General features: G+C 72.7%; 18 protein-coding genes. 11 read left to right on the top strand and 7 right to left on the bottom strand.

Features of this window, described 5'->3' with window-relative positions; translation table 11 throughout:
* Nucleotides 1-109: 109 nt before the first annotated feature.
* Complete coding sequence (locus ACN28A_RS31570) at nt 110-2,278, top strand: LuxR C-terminal-related transcriptional regulator (protein WP_421401494.1); 2,169 nt, start codon at nt 110-112, stop codon at nt 2,276-2,278.
* Here ACN28A_RS31570 and ACN28A_RS31565 read toward each other — a convergent pair.
* A complete protein-coding gene (locus ACN28A_RS31565; protein ID WP_421401491.1) occupies nt 2,268-3,416 on the bottom strand; it encodes an oxalate decarboxylase family bicupin in 1,149 nt (382 codons plus the stop codon). The two genes, ACN28A_RS31570 and ACN28A_RS31565, sit on opposite strands and share 11 nt — an antisense overlap.
* Nucleotides 3,413-3,760, bottom strand: coding sequence for a hypothetical protein (locus ACN28A_RS31560; RefSeq protein WP_421401489.1), 348 nt, complete (start codon nt 3,758-3,760; stop codon nt 3,413-3,415). Before ACN28A_RS31560 ends, ACN28A_RS31565 begins: the two co-directional genes overlap by 4 nt.
* Before the next feature lie 221 nt (nt 3,761-3,981).
* On the opposite strand from ACN28A_RS31560, the gene ACN28A_RS31555 reads away from it, so the two are divergent.
* Both ACN28A_RS31555 and ACN28A_RS31550 read left to right on the top strand, forming a co-directional pair.
* Entirely contained in the window at nt 3,982-4,713 is a 732-nt protein-coding gene (locus tag ACN28A_RS31555; RefSeq protein WP_421401486.1) for a neutral zinc metallopeptidase, read from the top strand.
* Between the two features lie 173 nt (nt 4,714-4,886).
* Nucleotides 4,887-5,540 carry an HAD family hydrolase gene (locus ACN28A_RS31550; RefSeq protein ID WP_421404741.1) on the top strand — a complete coding sequence of 218 codons (654 nt, stop codon included), beginning with the start codon at nt 4,887-4,889 and terminating at the stop codon, nt 5,538-5,540.
* 202 nt (nt 5,541-5,742) lie between these two features.
* Here the strand turns inward: ACN28A_RS31550 and ACN28A_RS31545 are convergent, their stop codons facing one another.
* The 5 genes from ACN28A_RS31545 to ACN28A_RS31525 all read right to left on the bottom strand — a co-directional run bounded on the left by ACN28A_RS31545 (nt 5,743) and on the right by ACN28A_RS31525 (nt 12,938).
* Nucleotides 5,743-8,292 (bottom strand): ABC transporter permease, encoded by a 2,550-nt coding sequence (locus ACN28A_RS31545; protein ID WP_421401484.1) that lies wholly within the window; start codon nt 8,290-8,292, stop codon nt 5,743-5,745.
* On the bottom strand, nt 8,292-9,059 hold the full coding sequence (locus tag ACN28A_RS31540; protein ID WP_278061765.1) for an ABC transporter ATP-binding protein: 768 nt from the start codon (nt 9,057-9,059) through the stop codon (nt 8,292-8,294). Before ACN28A_RS31540 ends, ACN28A_RS31545 begins: the two co-directional genes overlap by 1 nt.
* Nucleotides 9,060-9,838: 779 nt before the next feature.
* Nucleotides 9,839-10,525: a response regulator gene (locus tag ACN28A_RS31535; protein WP_421401481.1), complete on the bottom strand. Its 687-nt coding sequence runs from the start codon at nt 10,523-10,525 to the stop codon at nt 9,839-9,841.
* The gene (locus ACN28A_RS31530; RefSeq protein WP_421401480.1) at nt 10,522-11,820 is read right to left on the bottom strand and encodes a sensor histidine kinase; all 1,299 of its coding nucleotides are present in this window, start codon (nt 11,818-11,820) and stop codon (nt 10,522-10,524) included. Before ACN28A_RS31530 ends, ACN28A_RS31535 begins: the two co-directional genes overlap by 4 nt.
* A gap of 65 nt (nt 11,821-11,885) precedes the next feature.
* Nucleotides 11,886-12,938: a RecB family exonuclease gene (locus ACN28A_RS31525; protein ID WP_421401477.1), complete on the bottom strand. Its 1,053-nt coding sequence runs from the start codon at nt 12,936-12,938 to the stop codon at nt 11,886-11,888.
* A 136-nt stretch (nt 12,939-13,074) separates the two neighbouring features.
* Here ACN28A_RS31525 and ACN28A_RS31520 point away from each other — a divergent pair, with 136 nt between their 5' ends.
* The 8 genes from ACN28A_RS31520 to prcA all read left to right on the top strand — a co-directional run bounded on the left by ACN28A_RS31520 (nt 13,075) and on the right by prcA (nt 22,212).
* A complete protein-coding gene (locus ACN28A_RS31520; RefSeq protein ID WP_421401475.1) occupies nt 13,075-14,220 on the top strand; it encodes a site-2 protease family protein in 1,146 nt (381 codons plus the stop codon).
* The gene (locus ACN28A_RS31515; RefSeq protein WP_421401473.1) at nt 14,217-15,161 is read left to right on the top strand and encodes a tRNA (adenine-N1)-methyltransferase; all 945 of its coding nucleotides are present in this window, start codon (nt 14,217-14,219) and stop codon (nt 15,159-15,161) included. The genes ACN28A_RS31520 and ACN28A_RS31515 overlap by 4 nt, the downstream gene beginning before the upstream one ends.
* 175 nt (nt 15,162-15,336) lie before the next feature.
* Nucleotides 15,337-15,909, top strand: a complete 573-nt coding sequence (locus ACN28A_RS31510; RefSeq protein ID WP_421401471.1) for a hypothetical protein — start codon at nt 15,337-15,339, stop codon at nt 15,907-15,909.
* A gap of 463 nt (nt 15,910-16,372) precedes the next feature.
* Complete coding sequence (gene arc / locus ACN28A_RS31505; RefSeq protein WP_421401468.1) at nt 16,373-18,154, top strand: proteasome ATPase; 1,782 nt, start codon at nt 16,373-16,375, stop codon at nt 18,152-18,154.
* A gap of 254 nt (nt 18,155-18,408) precedes the next feature.
* Nucleotides 18,409-19,926, top strand: coding sequence for a depupylase/deamidase Dop (dop, locus tag ACN28A_RS31500; protein WP_347404787.1), 1,518 nt, complete (start codon nt 18,409-18,411; stop codon nt 19,924-19,926).
* A gap of 96 nt (nt 19,927-20,022) precedes the next feature.
* Entirely contained in the window at nt 20,023-20,238 is a 216-nt protein-coding gene (locus ACN28A_RS31495; protein WP_101366062.1) for a ubiquitin-like protein Pup, read from the top strand.
* 198 nt (nt 20,239-20,436) lie between these two features.
* A complete protein-coding gene (gene prcB, locus ACN28A_RS31490; protein WP_421401465.1) occupies nt 20,437-21,276 on the top strand; it encodes a proteasome subunit beta in 840 nt (279 codons plus the stop codon).
* A gap of 60 nt (nt 21,277-21,336) precedes the next feature.
* On the top strand, nt 21,337-22,212 hold the full coding sequence (gene prcA, locus ACN28A_RS31485) for a proteasome subunit alpha (protein ID WP_421401463.1): 876 nt from the start codon (nt 21,337-21,339) through the stop codon (nt 22,210-22,212).
* Nucleotides 22,213-22,247: the final 35 nt, after the last annotated feature.

Raw genomic sequence — 22,247 nt, 5'->3', positions numbered from 1 at the left:
CCGGCGAATGCTGGCGAACTCCGGCGCGCTCGGGATCGCCCTGGATAGCCTCGGAGCGGAAGGCCGAATCCGTCTCGTGTCCGGTGCCGGCCGCCGCCGAGGGGGTGCCATGGCCACGTCGTTCGCGCTGGACCGGCCGGACGGACCTGCGGCCAGCAGCCCGGCGGCGGACGGATCGGTGGACGGGCGGCCGGTGAGCGTCCCGACGGCGAGCGGATCTGCGGTGGACGGGCCGGCGGTGGACGGGCAGCCTGTCGGCGCCCAGCCTGTCGGCTCCGCCGCCCAGCGGTGGATCCTCCGGGCTGTCGCGATCTGCGACGAGCCGTGCCAGGTCTGGTTCGTGGAGCGGATGACCGACCGGTCCGGCCCGGCGCTGCACGACGACGTGGAGGCGCTGATCGCCGGGGGCGCGCTGGTGGACTCGCCCGGCGGGCTGCGGCCCGGCTCGGCGCAACTGCGGGCCGCCGTGCGGCGGGAGGTGCCGCCGTCGCTGCTGGCCGCGCTGCACACCCGGGCGGCCCGGGTACTGGCCGAGCAGGGACATCCGGCGGCGGCCGCCGGCCACCTGCTGCGGGTACTGGACGCGGCCGGGCCGGTCGACGTACCCCTGGTCTCCCGGCTGGTCGCCGATCCGGCGGTCGATCCGTCGACGGCGGCCGACCTGCTGTTGGCGGTCCGGGCCGGCCGGGATGCCGGGCTCGCGCCGCAACTGCGCCGGGACTGGGCGCTGGCCGCGGTCGACCACCTGATGCTGGCCGGGCGGATCGAGCCGGCACTGGCGATCCTGGGCGACGAGATCGCGGCCGACCGGGCCGGGGCCGGTTACCGGGCCCTGCTGCTCGGCCGGCTCGGCGCCTGGTACGCCACCGGCCGCCCCTCGCTGGCCCTCGGCTATCTGGACCGCGCCCTGGCCCAGCCCGAGCTGGCCGCCGACCAGCGGAGCTGGCTGCTGACCACGCTGGCCGCGGTGGCGGGCCGGCTCGGCCATCCCGACCTGGAGTCGCTGCTGGCGGCGGCGGACCGGGCCCAGGCCGACGCGCCCGCCCCGGCCGGCGAGCTGCGGATGGCGCTGGCCCGGGCCGGAGCGGCGCTGGCCGGCGGGGACCTGCCGGCCGCCCGGCGGCTGCTCGGCCGGGTCGACCCGAGCGTCCCGGCCGCCAGGGCGCAGGGCGCGGTACTGCGGGTCGAGCGGATCGCCTGCCAGCTCGCCTGCGGCGAGTTCGAGGAGGCCGGCACCGCGCTGCGGTTCGCCGAGGCGGACCTGGGCACGCTCGGCGCGGCGACGCAGCCGATGCTGACGGCGCTGGACTGCCGGCTCCGGATCGCCGCCGGGGAGCTTCCGGAGGCGGCGACCCGGGCGGAGCTGGCGCTGCACCGCTGGCCGGCCGGCCAGCTCGCCGACGAGGTGCACGCCGAGCTGCTGGCGGTGCGGGTGGAGGTGGCGTTCCGGCGGGGGTGTCCGGAGACCGCCCGCGAGCTGCTGGCCGGCGTCCAGCCACCGGCGGAGTGGCCGGACGGCGTCGCGTGGGTCCGGTTGGCCGGCGCCGCCGCCTTCGATCCGGAACCGGACCGGCACGCCGGGTTCCTCCGGGCCGCCGTCGACGAGCTGGCCCGGTCGGTACGTCCGGTGCTGCTCGTCCCGCAGCAGGCGCCGGCGCTGGTCCGGGCGGTGCTGGCGCTCGACGACGCGGACCGGGCGCACCAGCTCGCGGAGCGGCTGGTCGGGGTCGCGCAGCGGGTGGACAGCAGCCTGTGGTGGGGGATCGCGCAGCACGCCGCCGGGGTGGTGGAGCGCGATCCGGCACTCCTGGGCGGGGCGGTGGCATCGTTGCGGACCACTTCGGCCCGGCCGGTGCTGGCCGACGCGCTGCACGACCTGGCGGGTGCGCCCGGCACCGGACCGGCGGTGGCCCGGCGGGCGGCGGAGGAGGCCGCCGCCCTGTTCGGCCGGCTCGGTGCCGTCGGGGACCAGGAGCGGGCGGTCCGGTGTGCGGCTGCCCTGGCTCCGGGGCGCCGGAACCGGGGCGGCCGGGCCGGCGGCGGGTTCGCCGCGCTGACCGCCGCCGAGACCCGGGTGGCCGAACTGCTGGTCGGCGGCGCGACGAAGCAGCAGGCGGCGGCGAGCCTGTTCGTCTCCTTCCACACCGTCGACGCACAGCTCCGCGCGGTGTACGCCAAACTCGGCGTCCGGAACCGGCTGGACCTGGCCCGGCTCTGGGCGACCCGGGAGGACCGGCCCGGTTCCCGGGGGGCCAGGGGTGTGCCGGTCAGGCGGTGACCGACCGCTTGTCCCGGCGGATCGACTCGATGAGCGCGCGGGGCAGGTTGAGGGTGTCGGCGGCGACCTCCGGCGGCGTGTTGGCCATCCACTGGGCCAGCGAGATGTCCTCGAACCGCGGATTGCGGAACATCTCCAGGAACACCAGCGGCTCGTTGCCGGTGTTCTCGATGTAGTGCCCGTACGCGAACGGCACGTAGCCGACGTCCCCGGACCGGTAGTCGAAGGTGCGGTTCACCCCGGAGCTGGCGAAGACGCCCATCCGGCCGCTGCCCGAGATGTAGTACTGCCACTCGTCGTCGGTGGGGTGCCAGTGCAGTTCGCGCATCGCGCCCGGCTCGACCTCCACCAGGGCCGCGCAGATGGTGGTCGCGGCGGCGAAGTTCGTCACGTCGGCGATCCGTACCGTGCCGCCGTCGAAGCGTTCCGGTGCCTGGGCGTGCAGCCGGTGCTTGAAGGTGCGTGGCACGTCGCCGGTGGGGCTGACCACCCGGTCGACGTCCAGCGGCGGCGGCACCTGGCCGGGGAAGATGTACTTCTCCTTCTCCGGCAGGTCGGCGAGCTGCTCGACGCGCCAGCCGAAGTTCTTGGCGATCACCTCCTTCGGGGTGTGTGCGAAGAAGTCGCTGATCAGGAAGGTGGAGTTCTCCGAGAAGCCACCGTCGTCGAAGACGAGCAGGAACTCCACCCCGTCGTCGAGGGCCTGGATGTGGTGCGGTACGCCCTTCGGGAAGAACCACAGGTCGCCCTGGCCGACGTCGTCGAGGAAGTTGCGTCCTTCCTGGTCGACGGCGCCGATCCGGCAGCTGCCGGTCAGCACGTACCCCCACTCGGCCTGTTGGTGCCAGTGCAGTTCCCGGTAGGCGCCGGGTTCGAGGGCCATGTCGACACCGCTGAGCGTTGTGGCGATCGGCAGCTCGCGCTGGGTCACCTCGCGGGTCCAGCCGCCCCGCTCGATCCGGGTGTGTGCGTCGGAGAACGAGAACTTCAGGTTGGGCACCGTGCCCCGGTCGGTCGGCGGCGGTACCAGCAGGTCCAGGTTCTGCAGGTCCAGCTCCACGTTGCGGGGCCCGACGTCGATCCAGCCCGCGCCGGCACGCTCGGGCTGGGGCCTGTCGCTCGGCGACATTCGGTTCATACCGGTTCTTCCTCTCGTTGCCGGTGATCGGTCGTTCGGGTTCGGGTGGCGGTGACGCCGAGCAGCAGCGTCCGGACCTGCCCGGGGCCGCCGTCCAGGCCGACGGCGAGTGGGATCGCGACACAGGTCAGGGCCAGCACCACCACCGTCCACAGTGGTGCACCGCCGAGTGCGGCGGCGGCGGTCAGCAGGGCGAGGGCGCCGAGGTTGCGCCGGGTCCGGGCCAGCGGGACGATGGTCGGCACTCCGGCCGTCGGCGTGGCCGGACCGGCACCGGGCCGGCCGCGGCGGCACCGGACCGGGCGGTCCGGGACCGGTGGCACGGCAACGTCGGTCGTCGTCACGCCTGCTGGTACGGCAGCGTCGGTCGTCGTCACGCCTGCGGTCTTGCCGGTAACCGGCGCCACAACCTCACGCGAACGCGGGAAATGCGCCCGCTCTCGGGTCGGGGCCGCCGGTCCGGCGGAGACGGCTTCGGGTCTCCGGCCGGTCGCCCGGCACGGGTTTGACCCCGTCGCCACCCTGGGAAGTGTTTCTGTTCCGGTGTCCACTGGGAGGGGCCGTGATGCGTCCGTTGCGCCGTACCGACCGACTCTGGCGGCTCCTCGCGCTGGGCGTGACGCTCGTCGTCACGGCCGCCTGCTTCGCCGGTGGGGCGGCCGAGGAGGGCCGTCCGGGGCCGGGCGGGCAGGGCACGCCGGACGGAAACGCCGAGGCCGACGGCACGATGACCGTCGATGAGTTCCAGCGCGACATCACCGGTGCGGTACGGGTCGCCGAGGAGTACTGGACGGAGCGCTTCGATGCGTCGGGGGAGCGGTTCCAGCCGATCCGGCGGATCACCGCCTACCAGCGGGAGGGTGAGGTCGGCTGCGCCGGTCAGCCACTGCCGCGCAACAACGCCGTCTACTGTTCGGCGGGCGACTTCATCGCCTACGACGTCAACTGGGCGGTCGCCGCGTTCCGGCAGGTCGGCGACGCCTTCCTCTTCTACCTGCTCGGCCACGAGTACGCGCACGGCGTGCAGGTGCGACTCGGCATCCGGTACGACTTCACCATCCAGCAGGAGTTGCAGGCCGACTGCATGGCCGGGGCGTACCTCGGGGACTCGGTGCGGTCCCGGGCGCTGACGATCGAGGACGGCGACCTCGACGAGCTGGCCGCCGGCCTGCGGGCGGTTGCCGACGACCCGGGCCAGCCGTGGTTCGCCGAGGGGGCGCACGGCACGGCGGAGCAGCGCACCGACGCGTTCTTCGGCGGTTACGAGCGCTCGCTGGACGCCTGCGACCTGCGCTGACGCCCCGCTTTCCGGTGCCGGTCGACAGCTGCCCGCCGCCGGTCGGTCCGGTGAGGTGTCCGCCACACTTGCCGGCCGGTGTGCCGGGATCGTCGGACGGCGTTGGCACGATCGGGGGCGACAACTCGCGTCAGATCCGGGAGGAAGTCCTGAACAGCCAGCATCCCGCCGCGGTGCTCTTCGACATGGACGGCACGCTTGTGGACAGCGAGCGGTTGTGGGACATCGGGCTCCAGGAACTCGCCGCGCACTACGGCGGCACCCTCTCCGAGGCCGCCCGGCTCGCCATGGTCGGCACCGACATGACCGTGTCGATGCGGATCCTGCACACCGACCTCGGGCAGACCTGGCGGGACCCGGCGGTCAGCGCCGCCTGGGTCGACCGGCGGGTCGGCGAGCTGTTCCTGAGCGACCTGCGGTGGCGGCCGGGCGCGCTGGCCCTGGTGACGGCGGTACGCGCCGCCGCGGTACCGGCCGCCCTGGTCACCTCGACCCGCCGGGCGGTGGTGGAGATCGCGCTGGAGACGCTGGGCCGGGACACCTTCGACGTGGTGGTCTGCGGCGACGAGGTGGCCGCGACGAAGCCGGACCCGGAGCCGTACCTGACGGCGGCCCGGCTGCTGGGCGTGCCGATCTCCCGGTGCGTGGCGATCGAGGACTCGCCGGCCGGGGTCGCGAGCGCGCTCGCCGCGGGTGCCGCCGTGCTCGCCGTGCCGCACGCGGTGCCGATCGACCCGGCCGACGGCGTACGCCTGCTGGAGACGCTGGCCGGGGTCGACCTGGACCTGCTCGCCGGCCTGCTCTCCCCGCTCGACCTGTCCCGCTGACGACGCCCGGTACCGGCGAGGTGGACCCGGGGAGCGGGGCACACTGCCGCCCGGTCCGCCGGCCCGGAGCACGGCCGGCCCGGACGCGGCAGACCGCACCGCCGCGCGGACGGGCCGGGACGTGGCCGGGGGCGGCGCCCGTCCCGACGCCGCCCCCGGCCCTGCTGCCCACGGCCACCCCCTTGGGCCGCGGGCCGGTCCGCTACTCGTGCGCGATCGCGCCGAGCACGTTCAGCCGGGCCGCGCGGATCGCCGGCAGTACCGCCGCGACCACACCGACGACGGCCGCCAGACCCAGGAAGACCCCCATCTCGGTCCACGGCAGCACCAGGTTGGTGATGCCGTCCTCGCGCAGCGCCCGGACCACGGCGGCACCGAGCCCGGTGCCGACCGCCACCCCGAGCAGGGCACCGAAGACCGAGATCACCACCGCCTCGACGGTGATCATCCGCATGGTCTGTCCCCGTCGCAGCCCGATCGCCCGGAGCAGACCCAACTCCCGGGTACGTTCCAGCACCGACAGGGCCAGCGTGTTCACGATGCCGAGTACGGCGATCACGATCGCCAGCGCCAGCAGGATCTGGATCATCGTCAGCAGCCCGTCGAGCTGCCCCGTCTGCTGCTCGATGAAGTCGGCCCGGTCGGCGACCGACACCTCGGGGCTGTCCGCGAGCAGCGTCTCGACCCGTGGCATCACGTCATCGACGGTGGCGCCCGGTGCCAGCTTCAGGTACGCCTGGGACGGCTGCGGCACCGCGAAGTCGACCGCCGCCGACGCCGGCACCAGGAACCCGCCGAACAGCTGCGACTCGGCGTAGATCCCGGTCACCGTGTAGGTCCGGGCCTCGCCCCGGGACAACTGCACCGGCACCGTGGACCCGACCGAGAGGCCCCGCTCCCTGGCGGTCCCGGAGTCGACCATGAGCTGGTTCGGGCCGAGCGTGTCGATGGTGCCGGCCGTCGGGGTGGCCCGGTAGATCTCCCGCAGCGCCGGGACGTTGCTGGTCGCGGTGATCCAGCCCTGCTCGCCGCCGACCACCGCGCGGTCGCCGTACAGCCCGGCCACCATCGCCACCCCGGGCAGCTCGGCGGCCCGGTCCAGCACCGCCGGGTCGAAGCTCGGCGGCCGGGCGCCGGTCTGCGCCCCGGAGATCACCAGTTCGGCCTGGATGGTGTCCTCGGCCAGCTCGGTGATGCTGCTCTTGGCCGAGTCGAGGATCACCGTCACCCCGGTGACCAGGGCGATGCCGACCATCAGCGCGGCGGCGGTGATCGCGGTGCGGCGCGGGTTGCGGCCCGAGTTCAACCGGCCCAGCTTGCCCGGCACCGACCAGGAGAAGAGCCGGCCGAGCAGCCCGACCACCGGACGGCTGATCAGCGGGGTCAGCAGCGCCACCCCGATGAACGAGAGCAGCACGCCGCCGAGGATGGCCGGCAGGGTGTTGTCGCCGGCACTGCCGCTCAGGCCCAGCGCCATCAGGGTGCCGCCGAGTGCCGTCACCACCGCACCGGCGACCGAGATCCTGGTCAGCGGCCGGTCCGGGGTCGCCACGTCCTGCATGGCGGCCACCGGAGGGATCCGGGCGGCCCGCATCGCCGGAAGTACCGCCGCGACGACCGTGACGACCAGGCCGACCGCGAAGGAGCTGATCACCGCCGCCGGTGGTACGCCCAGCCCGGCCAGTTGCAGTCCACCGGCGGTCTGCCCGAAGACGTACGCCAGCAGCGCACCGACGCCGATCCCGGCGCCGAGCCCGAGTACCGAGGCGACCAGGCCGATCGCGACCGCCTCGACAAGCACCGAGCCGATCACCTGACGGCGGCCGGCGCCGATCGCCCGGAGCAGCGCGAGTTCCCTGGTCCGCTGGGCGACGATGATCGAGAAGGTGTTGAGGATCAGGAAGATGCCGACGAAGAGGGCCACCCCGGCGAAGCCGAGCAGGATGTTGTTGAAGAAGGCGAGGCCCTCCTTGAGCCCGGCGGAGGCGTCCGCGGAGAGCTGTTCGCCGGTCTTGACCACGTAGCCGTCGCCGAGCGCGGCGGCGATGTCGTCGCGCAGGTCGGCCGGGTCGACCCCGTCGGCGGCCCTGACACTCAGCTCGGAGAAGACGCCGGGCTGGCCGAGCATCACCTCCTGGGCGACCCGCTCGGTGAACGCCACCTCCTGGGTGCCACCGAGGCTGTCCCGGTCGTTGCTGTAGCCGAAGACGCCGACCACGGTGAACTCGCGCTTCGGTTGCAGCGTGAGCACCCCGACCCGGTCGCCGACGGCCAGCTTGGCCGCCTTTGCCACGGCCGCGTTGACGGCGATCTCGCTGTCGGCGGTCGGGCCGCGGCCCTCGCGCAGTTCGAGTTGACCGCTCTCGCCGGTCCAGTTGGTGCCGAGCTGCGGCGGGCCGACGCTGGTCAGCACCTTGCCGTTGCTGCCGATCACCCGGGCGCCGTCGGCCATGGCCAGTCCGGTGGCCTCGGCCACCCCGGGGACCTCGCGGACCTGCTCCAGGGCGCTGGCCGGGAAGGCGGTGGCGACCTCCATCCCCTCCATCTCGCCGACGTCGATCTTCGGCTCGGCGCTCACGCCGACGTCGGTCTCGGCGTACGCGTCGCTGAAGACGGTGTCGAAGGACCGGGCCAGCGTGTCGGTGAGGACGAAGGCGCCGGAGACGAACATCACGCCGAGCACGACGGCCAGGCCGGAGAGGACCAGCCGCACCTTGCGGGCGAGCAGGCTCTTCAGGGTCGCGCGCAGCATCAGAGCCCCGCCTCGGCAAGCCCGTCGAGCTTCTTCATGGTGTCCAGCACGGTCTCCGGGGTCGGCTCGATCAGCTCGGAGACGATCTGGCCGTCGGCGAGGAAGATGACCCGGCCGGCGTAGGAGGCGGCCACCGGGTCGTGCGTGACCATCACGATCGTCTGCCCGTACTCGGCGACGGACCGGCGCAGGAAGCCGAGCACCTCGGCACCGGCCCGGGAGTCCAGGTTGCCGGTCGGCTCGTCGGCGAAGATCACCTCGGGCCGGGAGGCGAGCGCGCGGGCGCAGGCCACCCGCTGCTGCTGCCCGCCGGAGAGCTGGGCCGGGCGGTGGCCCAGCCGGTCCCGCAGCCCGACGGTGTCGATGACGGTGTCGAGCCATTCCTTGTCGGGTTTACGACCGGCGATCGAGAGCGGCAGCAGGATGTTCTCCAGCGCCGTCAGCGTGGGCAGCAGGTTGAACTGCTGGAAGATGAAACCGACCTTGTCCCGGCGCAGTTTCGTCAGACCCGCGTCACCGAGTCCGGTGACCGCGGTGTCGCCGATATGAATGGTTCCCCGGGTCACCGAATCCAGCCCGGCGAGGCAGTGCATCAGCGTCGACTTGCCGGATCCGGACGGTCCCATGATTGCGGTGAACCGGGCCTTCTCGAATTCCGCGTTGACGCCGCGCAGCGCGACGACCTGCGCCTCTCCGCTGCCGTACACCTTCCACACGTCGCTGGCCCGGGCGGCGAACTGGGCATCTCGGGCTACCGTCGCGGTCACGTACATCTCCCCCTAGAAATTCTTGGTCCGACCGGACCACGCGGTCCGGCCGGCAGCATCCATCGTCGACGACCCGGGCAATCCGGGCGTCCGCCCCGCGACGGAGTCCGACGCGGAAAAATCGCTGCGGGTACGCCCTGACGCCGAATCAGGGTTGCCCCTGACTGATATGTGTCGGTGCCGTCAACCGGCGTTTCGGTGCCGTTGATCGGAAAGGTGAAGCCGGCACTCGGGCCGGGCGGGTCGGCCACGCGCCGATCTGGTCCGGCAAGGCGCTCCGCCCGGTTCCGCTTCCCGGATCGCTTCCCCCGGGCAGGTCGAGTCCCGGATCGGGCGTGCGCTCGGGATCTTCGCGGCCGAGTCGTATCAGTCTGTCATGATCCGTTCGCGCTGTGCGTCGATCGGCGGAATGCCGAACCGGTCCGCTCCGCCGCCCCCGTGATCGCGGTCATGGGTGTCCCCTCCGTCCGTCCGGCGGTGCGACCCACCGCCGTAGCCGTACCTGACAGCAACGGTAGGCGCGGAAATCCGCCGGGCCGTCGTGCGCCGGGATGGTCTTCGGGTACGCCCGGCGCGGCGGACCCGTCCTCCGGCCGGACCACTCGGCGCCCGCCGGGTCGTACGCCGTGCCGACCCGGCGGCCTACTTCCGAGGGGGGTGCCCGGGGTGCCCGGCTACGCCTGCCGGACGGCTCCGCCCCCGGGGTCTCCCGGAGGCCGGTTCCGCCCGCGCCGTCACGCCCCGCGCCGTCACGCCCCGCGCCGTCACGCCCCGCGCCGTCACGCCCCGGGCCGGACCAGCCCGGTCTCGTAGGCGAGTACCACCGCCTGCACCCGGTCACGCAGACCGAGCTTGGTCAGCACGTGCCCGACGTGCGTCTTGATCGTCGTCTCACTCACCGAGAGCACCCGGGCGATCTCGGCGTTCGACAGCCCGCGCGCCACCTGGACCAGCACCTCCCGCTCCCGTTCGGTGAGCACCCCGATCGCCTTGGGCGGGGTGGCGTCCGGGTCGGGCAGCGTCTCGGCGAACCGGTCCAGCAGCCGCTTGAGGATCCGGGGTGCCACCACCGCCTCACCGGCGGCGACGGTGCGGATCGCGGTGACCAGGTCCTCGGCGGGTACGTCCTTGGCCAGGAAGCCGCTCGCCCCGGCCCGGAGCGCGCCCACCACGTACTCGTCGAGGTCGAAGGTGGTCAGGATGAGCACCCGCACCGGCAGCCGGGCGTCGATGATCGCCCGGGTGGCGGCCACCCCGTCCATCCGGGGCATCCGGATGTCCATCAGCACCACGTCGGGCAGCAGCCGCCGGGACAGGTCCACCGCCTCCGCACCGTCACCGGCCTCGCCGACGATGTCCAGGTCGTCCTCCGCGCCCAGCACCATCCGGAATCCGGTACGCAGCAGCGGCTGGTCGTCGGCGAGCAGTACGCGCACCGGCCGGCCGCTGTCCCTGCCGTCACTCATGCGGCCCCCTTGTCGATCGGTGCGCCGAGTTGCTCCATCGGCATCTTGGCGTACACCCGGTAGCCACCGCCCGGACGGGGACCGGTACGCAGGGTTCCACCGTAGAGGGCCATCCGTTCCCGCATCCCCACCAGGCCGTGCCCCAGCCGTCCGCTTCCCGGCGCCGGCCCCCGGCCGGTGTCGGCGATCTCGACGATCAGCCAGTAGACCCCGAAGCTCAGCCGGACCTGTGCGGTGGCCGCGCCGGCGTGCTTGAGGGTGTTGGTGAGCGCCTCCTGGACGATCCGGAAGACGGTGAGCGCCACCCCGGGATCCAGCGGGCCGGGTGTGCCGTCCACCCGCAGGGTCACCGGCAGCCCGGCCTCCCGGACCTGCTCCACAAGCGCCTCGATGCCGGCCAGCCCCGGCTGTGGGGACAGTTCGGCGGCCGGTTCGGTATCGGTACGCAGCACGTCCAGCAGCCGGCGCAGTTCGCGCAGGGTCGTCCGGCTGGTCTCCTCGATGGTGCCCAGCGCGCCGTCGGTGGCGGCCGGATCCCGGGACAGCACCCGCCGCGCCCCGGTGGCCAGTACGCCCATCACGCTTACGTGGTGCGCGACCACGTCGTGCAGTTCGCGGGCGATCCGGCGGCGCTCGTCGGCGACCGCCTGGTCGGCCAGCGACCGCTGGTTCTCCTCGGCGACCCGGGCCCGTTCCTCCAGGGCCAGGATGGTGGCCCGCCGGGCGTGCACCGTACGCCCGACGAAGAAGCAGACCAGTGCGAGCAGCACCTGGGTGAAGACCAGGTAGGCGCGGGAGGGCTCGGTGTAGTCGGTCGGCAGCGGCTCGACGAGCGTGACGGCCAGGGCCGGTCCCCAGATCACGGCCGCGGCCAGCGCCGCCTGGCGCAGTGGCAGCAGCGCGGCGGTGGTGTAGGTGAGCAGGACGAACGTGACCCCCACGGTGGCCGGCTGCGCGCCGACCAGGGCCGCGGCGACGAAGGCCGGCACGGCCAGCAGCACTGCCGGCCACGGCGCCACCCGGCGCAGCGCGATCGGGGCGGCGCAGACGATGCTCCAGATCGCCATCCCGGGCCAGCCCCACGGGACCAGTCCCGCTGGGGCGGTGCCGACCAGCACCGCCTCCACCGCGACGGCGGCGACCGCGAGCAGCCCGTCCCGGAGCAGCCACCTGCGCTGCCCGGGATCGAGCCGGAGGCGCGGCCCGCGCTGCCCGGGACCGAGCCCGAGGCGCTGCCGCCAGCTCCCCGCGAACCGGTCGGGCGCCGGTGTCGTGGCGGAGTCGGTGGGGGTCATGCTGGCGACGCTAGCCGCTGTTCGGGCCGACAGGTCGTCGCCAGCGGCGACCCTGGGGTCCTTCTTCAGGATGAGGCGCGCTCCTCCCGGCCGGAGCGGCCGGTGGGCAGCTCCGCACCCGCCGGGCCCGGCCCGGTCGACTGGCCGGGCACCACCGGGCCAGCCACTACGCTCCCCGGAGCCGGAGCCGGAGCCGGAGCCGGAGCCGGCCGGGACGGCGGTGGTGGTGCCGACGGGTCGGGCGGTGCGGTCGGCTCCGGGAACGGCGGGGGAGTGCCGCCGAAGGCCGGGCAGTGCGCCTGGTGGTTGCACCAGTCGCAGAGCCGGCTCGGCCGGGGCCGGAAGTCGCGGGCCCGGGTGGCCTGCTCGATGGCCCGCCAGAGGGCCAGCACGGTGCGCTCGAACCGGACCAGCTCCTCGGCGTCGGGGGCGTAGTCGCAGACCTCGGCGTCCTTGAGATAGAGCAGGCGCAGCACCCTGGGCACCACCCCACGGGTGCGCCACAGCACCAGGGCGTAGAACTTGAGCTGGAACAGCGCCCGCGCCTCGAACGCCTCCCGGGGCGCGCCGCCGGTCTTGTAGTCGACCACCCGCAGGGCGCCGTCGGCAGAGACGTCCAGCCGGTCGATGTAGCCCCGGATCAGCAGCTGCTCGTCGACCACCGTGGAGACCAGGCTCTCCCGCTCGGCCGGCTCCAGCCGGCGCGGGTCCTCCACCGTGAAGTAGCCGTCGAGCAACTCCCGGGCCGAGGTCAGGAACTCGGCCGGGCCGGCGAGGTCACCCGCGGTGAAGATCTCGGCCAGCTCGGCCTGCTCGGTCACCAGCCGGTCCCACTGCGGTGCCACCAGCTCGCCCGCGGCGGCCGGCGTGCGCTGCTCCGCCGGCAGGTCGAAGAGGCGTTCCAGCACGGCGTGCACGAGCGTGCCCCGGGCCTGCTCGACGCTCGGCCGCTCCGGCAACCGGTCGATGCTGCGGAACCGGTAGAGCAGCGGGCAGGTCTTGAAGTCGGCCGCCCGCGACGGGGACAACGAGGCGGTGACCCGGGCCGGGGCGGCTCCGGCCGGAGAATCCGTCGGGGCGCCTGTGGCTGTCTGCGATGTCACCGTCTCCGCCGTCATGTCCGGAAGGCTATGTCACGGGTACGACCGAAGCCGGTCCACCCGCCCCGGCATGCGTACCGGCCCCGATCGTCCGCGGTCACCCCGGCCGAACCGGCGGCTCCACCCGGCACGATGTTCCGTAGCATCGGAGGAGATGGAGGGAAACTCGCGACCCCGACGCAGGCCCGACCGGCGGCCCGGCCTCACCGTCGGCCGGGTCTTCGGCGTTCCGGTCTACCTCAACCCCTCGATGCTGCTGCTGGTGGCCCTGGTCACCGTCATGTACGGCGAGTTCGTCCGGCACCAGCTCGCACTCTCCCAGCTCACCGGCTATCTGGTCGGGCTCGTCTTCGTGGTCCTGCTGCTCGGCTCGGTGCTGCTGCACGAGCTGGGACACGCACTGACCGCCCGCCGGTACGGGATCGGGGTGCGCGGCATCACGCTCGAGCTGCTCGGCGGCTACACCGAGATGGAGCGGGACGCCCCGACACCCCGGGTGGACCTGCTCGTCTCGCTCGCCGGGCCGGCGGTCTCCCTGGTCCTCGGGCTGGTGGGGGTCGCCGCCACGCTCGCCCTGCCGGACGGCACCCTGGCAAACCAGTTCGCCTTCCAACTCGCCGCCAGCAACGTGCTGGTCGGGATCTTCAACATGCTGCCCGGCCTGCCGCTGGACGGCGGTCGGGCGTTGCGGGCCGGGGTCTGGGCGGTCACCCGGGACCGGCACCTGGCCACCGAGGTGGCCGGCTGGTTCGGCCGGGCCGTGGCGATCGGCACCGCCGTGATCTTCACGCTGCTGACCTGGCTGGGCGGGCTGCCCTGGCTGGGGCTGGCCCTGGTGCTGCTCGTCGCGTTCACCCTCTGGCAGGGGGCCGGGCAGACGATCCGGGCGGCCCGGATCAGCCGGCGGTTCCCGCTCGTCGACCTGGCCCGGCTCGCCCGGCCGGTCTTCTCGGTGCCGAGCGGCACGCCGCTTTCCGAGGCGCAACGGCGCGGCACCCCCGGTACGGCGCTCGCGGTGGCGGACTCGTCCGGCCGGCTGGTGGCGCTCGTCGACCGGACCGCCGCCGCGGCCGTACCCGCCGAACGGCGGCCCTGGGTGCCGGTGGACGCGGTCGCCCGGGACCTGGCCGGGGTGCCCAGCCTGGCCGTCGGGCTCGGCGGGGAGCAGGTCGTGCACGAGGTGCAGGCCCACCCGGGCGCGCAGTACCTGGTGACCTCAGGCGAAGATGTGGTCGGCGTTCTGCACATCGCCGACCTGGCGCAGCTCCTCGAGCCGAAACGGAAGATGAAGGTTCAGTGACCGCACAGCCCACCGCCGTCCCCGCCGCCCCGACCGCACCGGTGCCGGCGCACCGGGGGCCGTTCCGCCCCGGCGACCGCGTCCAGCTCACCGACCCCAAGGGCCGGATGCACACCATCACGCTGGAGCCGGGGCGGTCGTTCCACACCCACCGCGGCGCGCTGGAGCACGACGCGCTGATCGGGTTGCCGGACGGCAGCGTGGTCACCTCGACCGGCGGCACGGCCTACCTGGCGCTGCGGCCGCTGCTCGCCGACTACGTACTCTCGATGCCGCGGGGTGCGCAGGTCATCTACCCGAAGGACGCGGCCCAGATCGTCACGATGGGCGACATCTTCCCCGGCGCCAAGGTGCTGGAGGCGGGCGTCGGCTCCGGCGCGCTCACCTGTTCACTGCTGCGGGCGGTCGGCCCGGAGGGCGAGCTGCACTCCTACGAACTGCGCGAGGACTTCTCCGAGATCGCCCGCCGAAATGTGGAATCCTTCTTCGGTGGACCGCATCCAGCCTGGAATCTCCGGGTGGGCGACGTGGCAGATTGCCAGGAGTCCGGTTTCGACCGGATCATCCTTGACCTGCTCACCCCCTGGGAGGCGCTCGACATGGTCGAACGCGCGCTGGTCCCCGGCGGGGTCTTCATCGGTTACGTCGCCACCACACCCCAGCTCTCCGAACTGGTCGAGGCGCTGCGCGAGCGGGGCGGGTTCACCGAGCCCCGGGCCTGGGAGTCGCTGGTCCGGGACTGGCACGCGGACGGCCTCGCGGTACGCCCGGACCACCGCATGATCGCGCACACCGCCTTCCTCGTCTCCAGCCGCCGGCTGGCGCCCGGGGTCACCGCACCGCCGCGCCGGCGCAAGCCCAGCAAGGGCGCCGAGGCGTACGCGCTGCGTCGCCAGGCCCGGCAGGAGGCCGAGGCAACCCCCGGGAGGGCCGCGGAATGACCCCCTTCCCGCCGGAGTCGACGCATCAGCGGGCGTGCCGAGCACGGCGAGGAGACGTCATGTGCGAGCGGATCAACCGGCTCGGTGCGAGTGGATGTCGTCGTGGCGGCGGGCGCGGCGGGTTCGACGGGCTCGGCCGCGGAGGGCGCGGCGGGCTCGGTCGCGGAGGGCGGGCGTGAGCCGCCCGACGTTCGGCGGCGGTGACCTGCCGGCCGTCTTCCCGGACTGGTCGCCGTACCGGGAGCTGGAGTCGGCGGCCCGGGCGTACCTGCGCGATCCGGACGTCGCGATGGAGGCGCTGAACGGGGTGCTCAACGGCGCCTCGGTGCTCGGCTTCACCCTGGAGCGCTTCGTCAACGAGGTGAACGGGGTCTGGCAGGAGGTCGCGATCTGCGACGGCAGCCGGCTGATCCTCTGGCACGGCGAGGACGTGCCACCCGACGACGGTCCGGCCGGCTCGATGACGTCGTCGTTGCGGGTGGTGCCGGTCTCCACGGTCAGCGAGGTGGGCTGCCGGCGGCGGTTGAGCCGTACCCCGACCGGCCAGATCCGGGTCGACAGCATCGACGTCTACCTGCTGCTCAGCTCGCTGGACGAGGGCGTACCCGGCGACGAGGCGCAGGCACCGCCCCGGCACGACGCGCTGCGGTTCGGCAAGACGCTCGACGACGGCGGCGCGGGGCAGATCGCCCGGCTGGAGGAGTTCGCCCGGCTGGTCGCCTCGGTGGTGGGGCGTCCCACGCTCTGAACTCCGCCGGCGGTGAGAAAAGTCCCACTGCCGCCGGTCGTGCCTGGTGTGCCCCTCGGAACGACGACCGTCCGACCTCGCACCCGAAGTATCCGAACGGGTCCGGCTGGTCGAATCTTCCACGACGCCGCCTCCGGCGTCGGACCGCCGACCCGCCCCGGAGATCGTCCGCCGCACCGCCCGCCGATACGGCTGTGGCAGCGCCCCGACGGCCCCGCGTACGTCTGCGGGCGGGTGAATGCGCAGGTCAGCCCCTGCCCGGAGCTGGTCGAACGGGTTGCCCGGGACCGGTCGTGGCGGCCCCGGCGACCCGGCGCGGCGCTACTGCCCGGAGGCCGGCGGCGGGCGACCGAGGGTCGACGAAGTGATCAAGCTTCAGCGACGAGGGTGTTGCGTGGAACCGAATCAGCGTCATAGCGGTTAGTGTTAGGGCAGAACGTTCAAGCCCCCGGGGAGGTGGGACGTGGCACGCAGCGACGACGCGGACTCGCGCGCCGCACGGTGGGAGAAGGAGGCCCACGATCTCTCCACCCAGGTCGCGTTTCTTCAAGAGGAACTCGCTCTGGTGCGGCGCAAGTTGACCGAAAGCCCTCGACACGTCCGGCAGCTTGAGGAACGGCTGGCGGCGACGCAGGCGCAGTTGGCTCGACTCACGGAGAACAACGAGCGGCTCGTGAACACCCTCAAGGAGGCACGCGCCCAGATCGTCACGCTCAAGGAGGAGATCGACCGACTGGCGCAACCGCCCAGCGGTTATGGTGTCTTCCTGGCCCGACACGACGACGGTACGGTCGACGTCTTCACCGGCGGCCGCAAGCTCCGGGTGGCGGTGTCACCCTCGCTCGACGTGGCAGAGCTGCGTCGTGGGCAGGAGGTCCTGCTCAACGACGCGTTGAACATCGTCGACGCGTTCGGCTACGAGCGGGTCGGCGAGGTCGTCATGCTCAAGGAGGTGCTGGACAGCCCCTCCGGCGGTGCCGGCGACCGGGCGCTGGTGATCTCGCACGCCGACGAGGAGCGGATCGTCCACCTGGCGGAGACGCTCATCGGCGCCCCACTGCGGGCCGGTGACTCGCTCATGATCGAACCCCGCTCGGCGTACGCCTACGAGCGGATTCCGAAGAGCGAGGTCGAGGAGCTGGTCCTGGAGGAGGTGCCGGACGTCGACTACGGCGACATCGGCGGCCTGCAGGCCCAGATCGAGCAGATCCGGGACGCGGTCGAGTTGCCGTTCCTGCACGCCGACCTGTTCCGGGAGCACCAGCTCCGGCCGCCGAAGGGCATCCTGCTCTACGGCCCGCCCGGCTGCGGCAAGACGCTCATCGCCAAGGCGGTGGCGAACTCGCTGGCCAAGAAGATCGCCGAACGCCGGGGCGAGGAGAAGCACACCAGCTTCTTCCTCAACATCAAGGGCCCGGAGCTGCTCAACAAGTACGTCGGCGAGACCGAGCGGCACATCCGGCTGATCTTCCAGCGGGCGCGGGAGAAGGCCGGCGAGGGCACTCCGGTGATCGTCTTCTTCGACGAGATGGACTCGGTCTTCCGGACCCGTGGCTCGGGCGTCTCCTCCGACGTCGAGAACACCATCGTCCCGCAGCTGCTCAGCGAGATCGACGGTGTCGAGGGCCTGGAGAACGTGATCGTGATCGGCGCCTCCAACCGGGAGGACATGATCGACCCGGCGATCCTCCGCCCCGGCCGGCTCGACGTGAAGATCAAGATCGAACGGCCGGACGCCGAGGCGGCCAAGGACATCTTCTCCAAGTACATCCTCACCGGGCTGCCGTTGCACCCGGACGACCTGACCGAGCACGGCGACGACCCGCAGGCCACGGTCGCCGCCATGATCGAGGCGGTCGTGCTGCGGATGTACTCGGAGACCGAGGAGAACCGTTTCCTCGAGGTCACCTACGCCAACGGGGACAAGGAAGTCCTCTACTTCAAGGACTTCAACTCCGGCGCGATGATCCAGAACATCGTCGACCGGGGCAAGAAGATGGCGATCAAGGAGTTCCTCTCCTCGGGCCGCAAGGGTCTGCGGTTGCAGCACCTGCTCGACGCCTGCGTCGACGAGTTCCGGGAGAACGAGGACCTGCCCAACACCACGAACCCCGACGACTGGGCCCGGATCTCCGGCAAGAAGGGGGAGCGGATCGTCTACATCCGTACCCTCGTCTCCGGCGGCAAGGGCGCGGAGGCCGGCCGGTCCATCGAGACCGCCAGCAACACCGGCCAGTACCTGTAGCGCACCGATGACACCTGTGGGCGCCGCGTACGCGGCGCCCACAGTGCTGTCCGGGACTGTCCGGCCGAGCCGGAACCGACGGGTAGCGAACGGGGCGAACGGGCGTCGAAGGCGTACCGTGGCCGTGTCGACACACCGGGCGAACAATCCGGCGGCGACGCGGACTAGGCTCAACTACATGGGCAAGCGGAGCGAGGCGGCGGCATGAGCGAGCGTAGCGAGCGAATCGGCAGGCTCAGGGCGGGTGTGCCGGCATGAGCGTACGGCGGATCATGGGCACCGAAGTGGAGTACGGCATCTCCGTGCCCGGCCAGGCCGGAGCCAACCCGATGGTGACCTCCTCGCAGGTGGTGAACGCCTACGGCGCCCGGCCCGAGCTGGCCCGGGGCGGTCGGGCGCGCTGGGACTACGAGGAGGAGTCCCCGCTGCGGGACGCCCGCGGCTTCACCTACTCCGGTGCCGCCTACGACCCGGCGGAGGCGCTGGCCGACGAGGACCTCGGGCTGGCCAACGTGATACTGACCAACGGCGCCCGGCTCTACGTCGACCACGCCCACCCGGAGTACTCGACGCCCGAGGTGACCAACCCGCTGGACCTGGTCCGCTGGGACAAGGCCGGCGAGCGGGTGATGGCCGAGGCGTCCCGGCGGGCCGCCACCATCCCGGGCACCCACCCGATCCACCTCTACAAGAACAACACCGACAACAAGGGCGCCAGCTACGGCGCGCACGAGAACTACCTGATGCGCCGGCAGACCCCGTTCGCCGACATCGTGGCGTACCTGACGCCGTTCTTCGTGACCCGGCAGATCGTCTGCGGCGCCGGCCGGGTCGGCATCGGGCAGGACGGTTCGCAGCCCGGTTTCCAGATCTCCCAGCGGGCCGACTTCTTCGAGGTCGAGGTGGGCTTGGAGACGACGCTGAAGCGGCCGATCATCAACACCCGGGACGAGCCGCACGCGGACGCCGACAAGTACCGCCGGCTGCACGTCATCATCGGCGACGCCAACCTGTCGGAGATCTCCACCTACCTCAAGGTCGGCACCACAGCCCTGGTGCTCACCATGATCGAGGAGAAGGCACTCAGCCCGGACCTGGCCATCGCCGACCCGGTGGGCGAGCTGAAGGCGGTCAGTCACGACCCGTCGCTGTCGCACCGGATCCGGCTGCGCGACGGACGCCGGCTGACCGCACTCGACCTCCAGTGGGCGTACTTCGAGCGGGTCCGCTCCTTTGTGGACGACCGGTACGGCGACGACGTCGACCCCGACACCGCCGACGTGCTCGACCGCTGGGAGGGCGTACTCGACCGGCTCGGCCGGGACCCGATGCTCTGTGCCGGCGAGCTGGACTGGGTGGCGAAGCTGCGACTGCTGGAGGGCTACCGGGAGCGGGAGAAGCTCGGCTGGGCCTCGCACAAGCTGCAACTCGTCGACCTGCAGTACTCCGACGTACGTCCGGAGAAGGGCCTCTACCACCGGCTGGTCAGCCGGGGTTCGATGGCGACGCTGCTGCCCGAGGAGTCGACCCGGTCGGCGATGACCGAGCCGCCGGAGGACACCCGGGCCTACTTCCGGGGCCGCTGCCTCGCCCAGTACGCCTCCGAGGTGGTGGCGGCGAGCTGGGACTCGGTCATCTTCGACGTCGGCCGGGAGTCCCTGGTGCGGGTTCCGATGATGGAGCCCGAGCGGGGCACCCGCAAGCACGTCGGGGCGTTGTTCGACCGGTGCGCGAGCGCCAAGGACCTGTTGGAGACGATCACCGGCGGCTGACGCCGGGCCGGGTGCCGCCGACAGCGGTGGTGCCGGCGGATTCGTCGTCCGTCCGAGGTAAGTTTTCCCCAGGCGATCGTGGAGGAGGCAGCACACATGGCTACCCGTGACACCGGCGGTCAGTCGCAGTCCGGCAAGGCACGCCGGGACGAGGAGGTCGACGAGGTCGCGACCGAGGCGAACCCGGAGGTCGCCGAGCGGCACGCGGAGATCACCGAGGACGTCGACGACCTGCTGGACGAGATCGACTCGGTGCTCGAGGAGAACGCCGAGGAGTTCGTCCGGGGCTACGTCCAGAAGGGCGGACAGTAGCCGTATCCCCGGGCGTGGCGCGGGTCCGAGCCGGCCGCATCGGCCGGCTCGTCGGCGCTGGCGCAACACGGCGGCGACGATCATCGCACCGGGGAGATCCGGGGGATACTCTGCTTCAACCGCAACGGTGACCTCGTCCGGTTCCCGCGCTGACGCGGGGGATCCGGGCGACGTGACGAGACAGCTGAGAGGGAGCACGTGGCAGCGGCTTTTGATCCAACCGGGCGTCTACCGGACGTTTTCCTCAACGTGGGCACGTCCTCGTTCACCCAGTTCCTGAGCACGGCGGCCCCCGACCTGCTGCCCGGTCGCCGGCCACTGCCGCCCGGCTCTGCCAGCGACCTCGTCCCGCACGCCACCACCATCGTCGCGCTGACCACGGTCGACGGGGTGGTGATGGCCGGCGACCGGCGCGGCACGATGGGCAACATGATCTCCAGCCGGGACATCCGCAAGGTGCACCCGGCCGACGAGTACTCGCTCGTCGGCTTCGCGGGCACGGCCGGCATCGCCCTGGAGATGGTCCGGCTCTTCCAGGTGGAGCTGGAGCACTACGAGAAGATCGAGGGAGCGATGCTCTCCCTCGACGGCAAGGCCAACCGGCTGGCCGCGATGATCCGCGGAAACCTCGGCGCGGCGATGCAGGGACTCGCGGTGATCCCGCTCTTCGCCGGCTTCGACCTCTCCGCCAGCGACCCGGACAAGGCCGGTCGGATCTTCAGCTTCGACGTGGCCGGCGGACCCTACGAGGAGACCGGCTACGACGGCATCGGCTCCGGCTCGCTCTTCGCCAAGGCGGCCCTGAAGAAGCGGTACCGTCCCGGGTTGAGCACCCCCGACGCGATCCGGATCGCCGTCGAGGCGCTCTACGACGCCGCCGACGACGACAGCGCCACCGGCGGCCCCGACCTGAGCCGCCGGATCTATCCGGTGGTGATGACGGCCACCGCCGAGGGCACCAACCGGCTCTCCGACGCCGAGGCGGCCGAGGTCGCCGAAGCGGTGGTCGCCGCCCGGATGGAGAACCCGGGCGGCTGAGTCGCCCCGCAGCACCCGCAACCCGCCGTCGCAGCTGAACCGGACAGGAGAACCGCCGCCGTGGCCATGCAGTTCTACGCCTCACCCGAGCAGATCATGCGCGACCGCTCGGAGCTGGCCCGCAAGGGAATCGCGCGCGGCCGGAGCGCCGTGACGCTCAGCTACTCCGGCGGGGTGCTCTTCGTGGCGGAGAACCTCTCCAGCGCCCTGCACAAGGTAAGCGAGATCTACGACCGGGTCGCCTTCGCCGCCGTCGGCCGGTACAACGAGTTCGAGAACCTGCGGCGCGCCGGGGTCCGGATGGCGGACGCGATCGGGCTCAGCTTCGACCGGCGCGACGTCACCGGCCGGGCGCTGGCGAACGCGTACGCCCAGACCCTCGGGGCGATCTTCACCGAGCAGTCCAAGCCCTTCGAGGTGGAGATCTGCGTCGCCGAGGTGGGCAGCACGCCGGAGGCGGACGAGCTCTACCGGATCACCTACGACGGTTCGGTCAACGACGAGCCTGGCCGGATGGCGATGGGTGGGCAGGCCGAGGCGGTCACCGGGGCACTGCGCGAGGAGCACCAGCCGGACATGTCGCTGGACGCGGCGGTCCGGCTCGCGGTCCGGGCGCTGGGCGGCGTCGGTGGCGAGGGCGGAGCGCCCCGGACCATCGCCGCCAGCCAGCTCGAGGTGGCCATCCTGGACCGGCGGCGGGTCGGGCGTACCTTCCGGCGGATCACCGGCGCCGCGCTCGCCTCGCTGCTGAACGGCGCACCGGCCGAGGCGGACGGCGCCGAGGGGCCGCCGGCCGAGCCGAAGGCCCCGGCGCCCGGCCCGGACAAGCCGGCCGAGTCCGCCGGCTCCGCGGACCTGGAGGGCAAGGCGAAGCCGGCTGGCGGCGGCAGGTCCGGCCGCGCCAAGCCCAGCGGGGGTGACGAGAAGCCGGAGTAGCATCTCCGGCGGTCGGCAGCATCCGGCCGGCCGGG

Source organism: Plantactinospora sp. WMMB782 (assembly GCF_049179135.1).
In the GTDB taxonomy this organism is placed as follows: Bacteria; Actinomycetota; Actinomycetes; order Mycobacteriales; family Micromonosporaceae; genus Plantactinospora.
The sequence above is the reverse complement of the archived record's forward strand: the minus strand, read 5'-3'. Positions and strand labels throughout refer to the sequence as shown.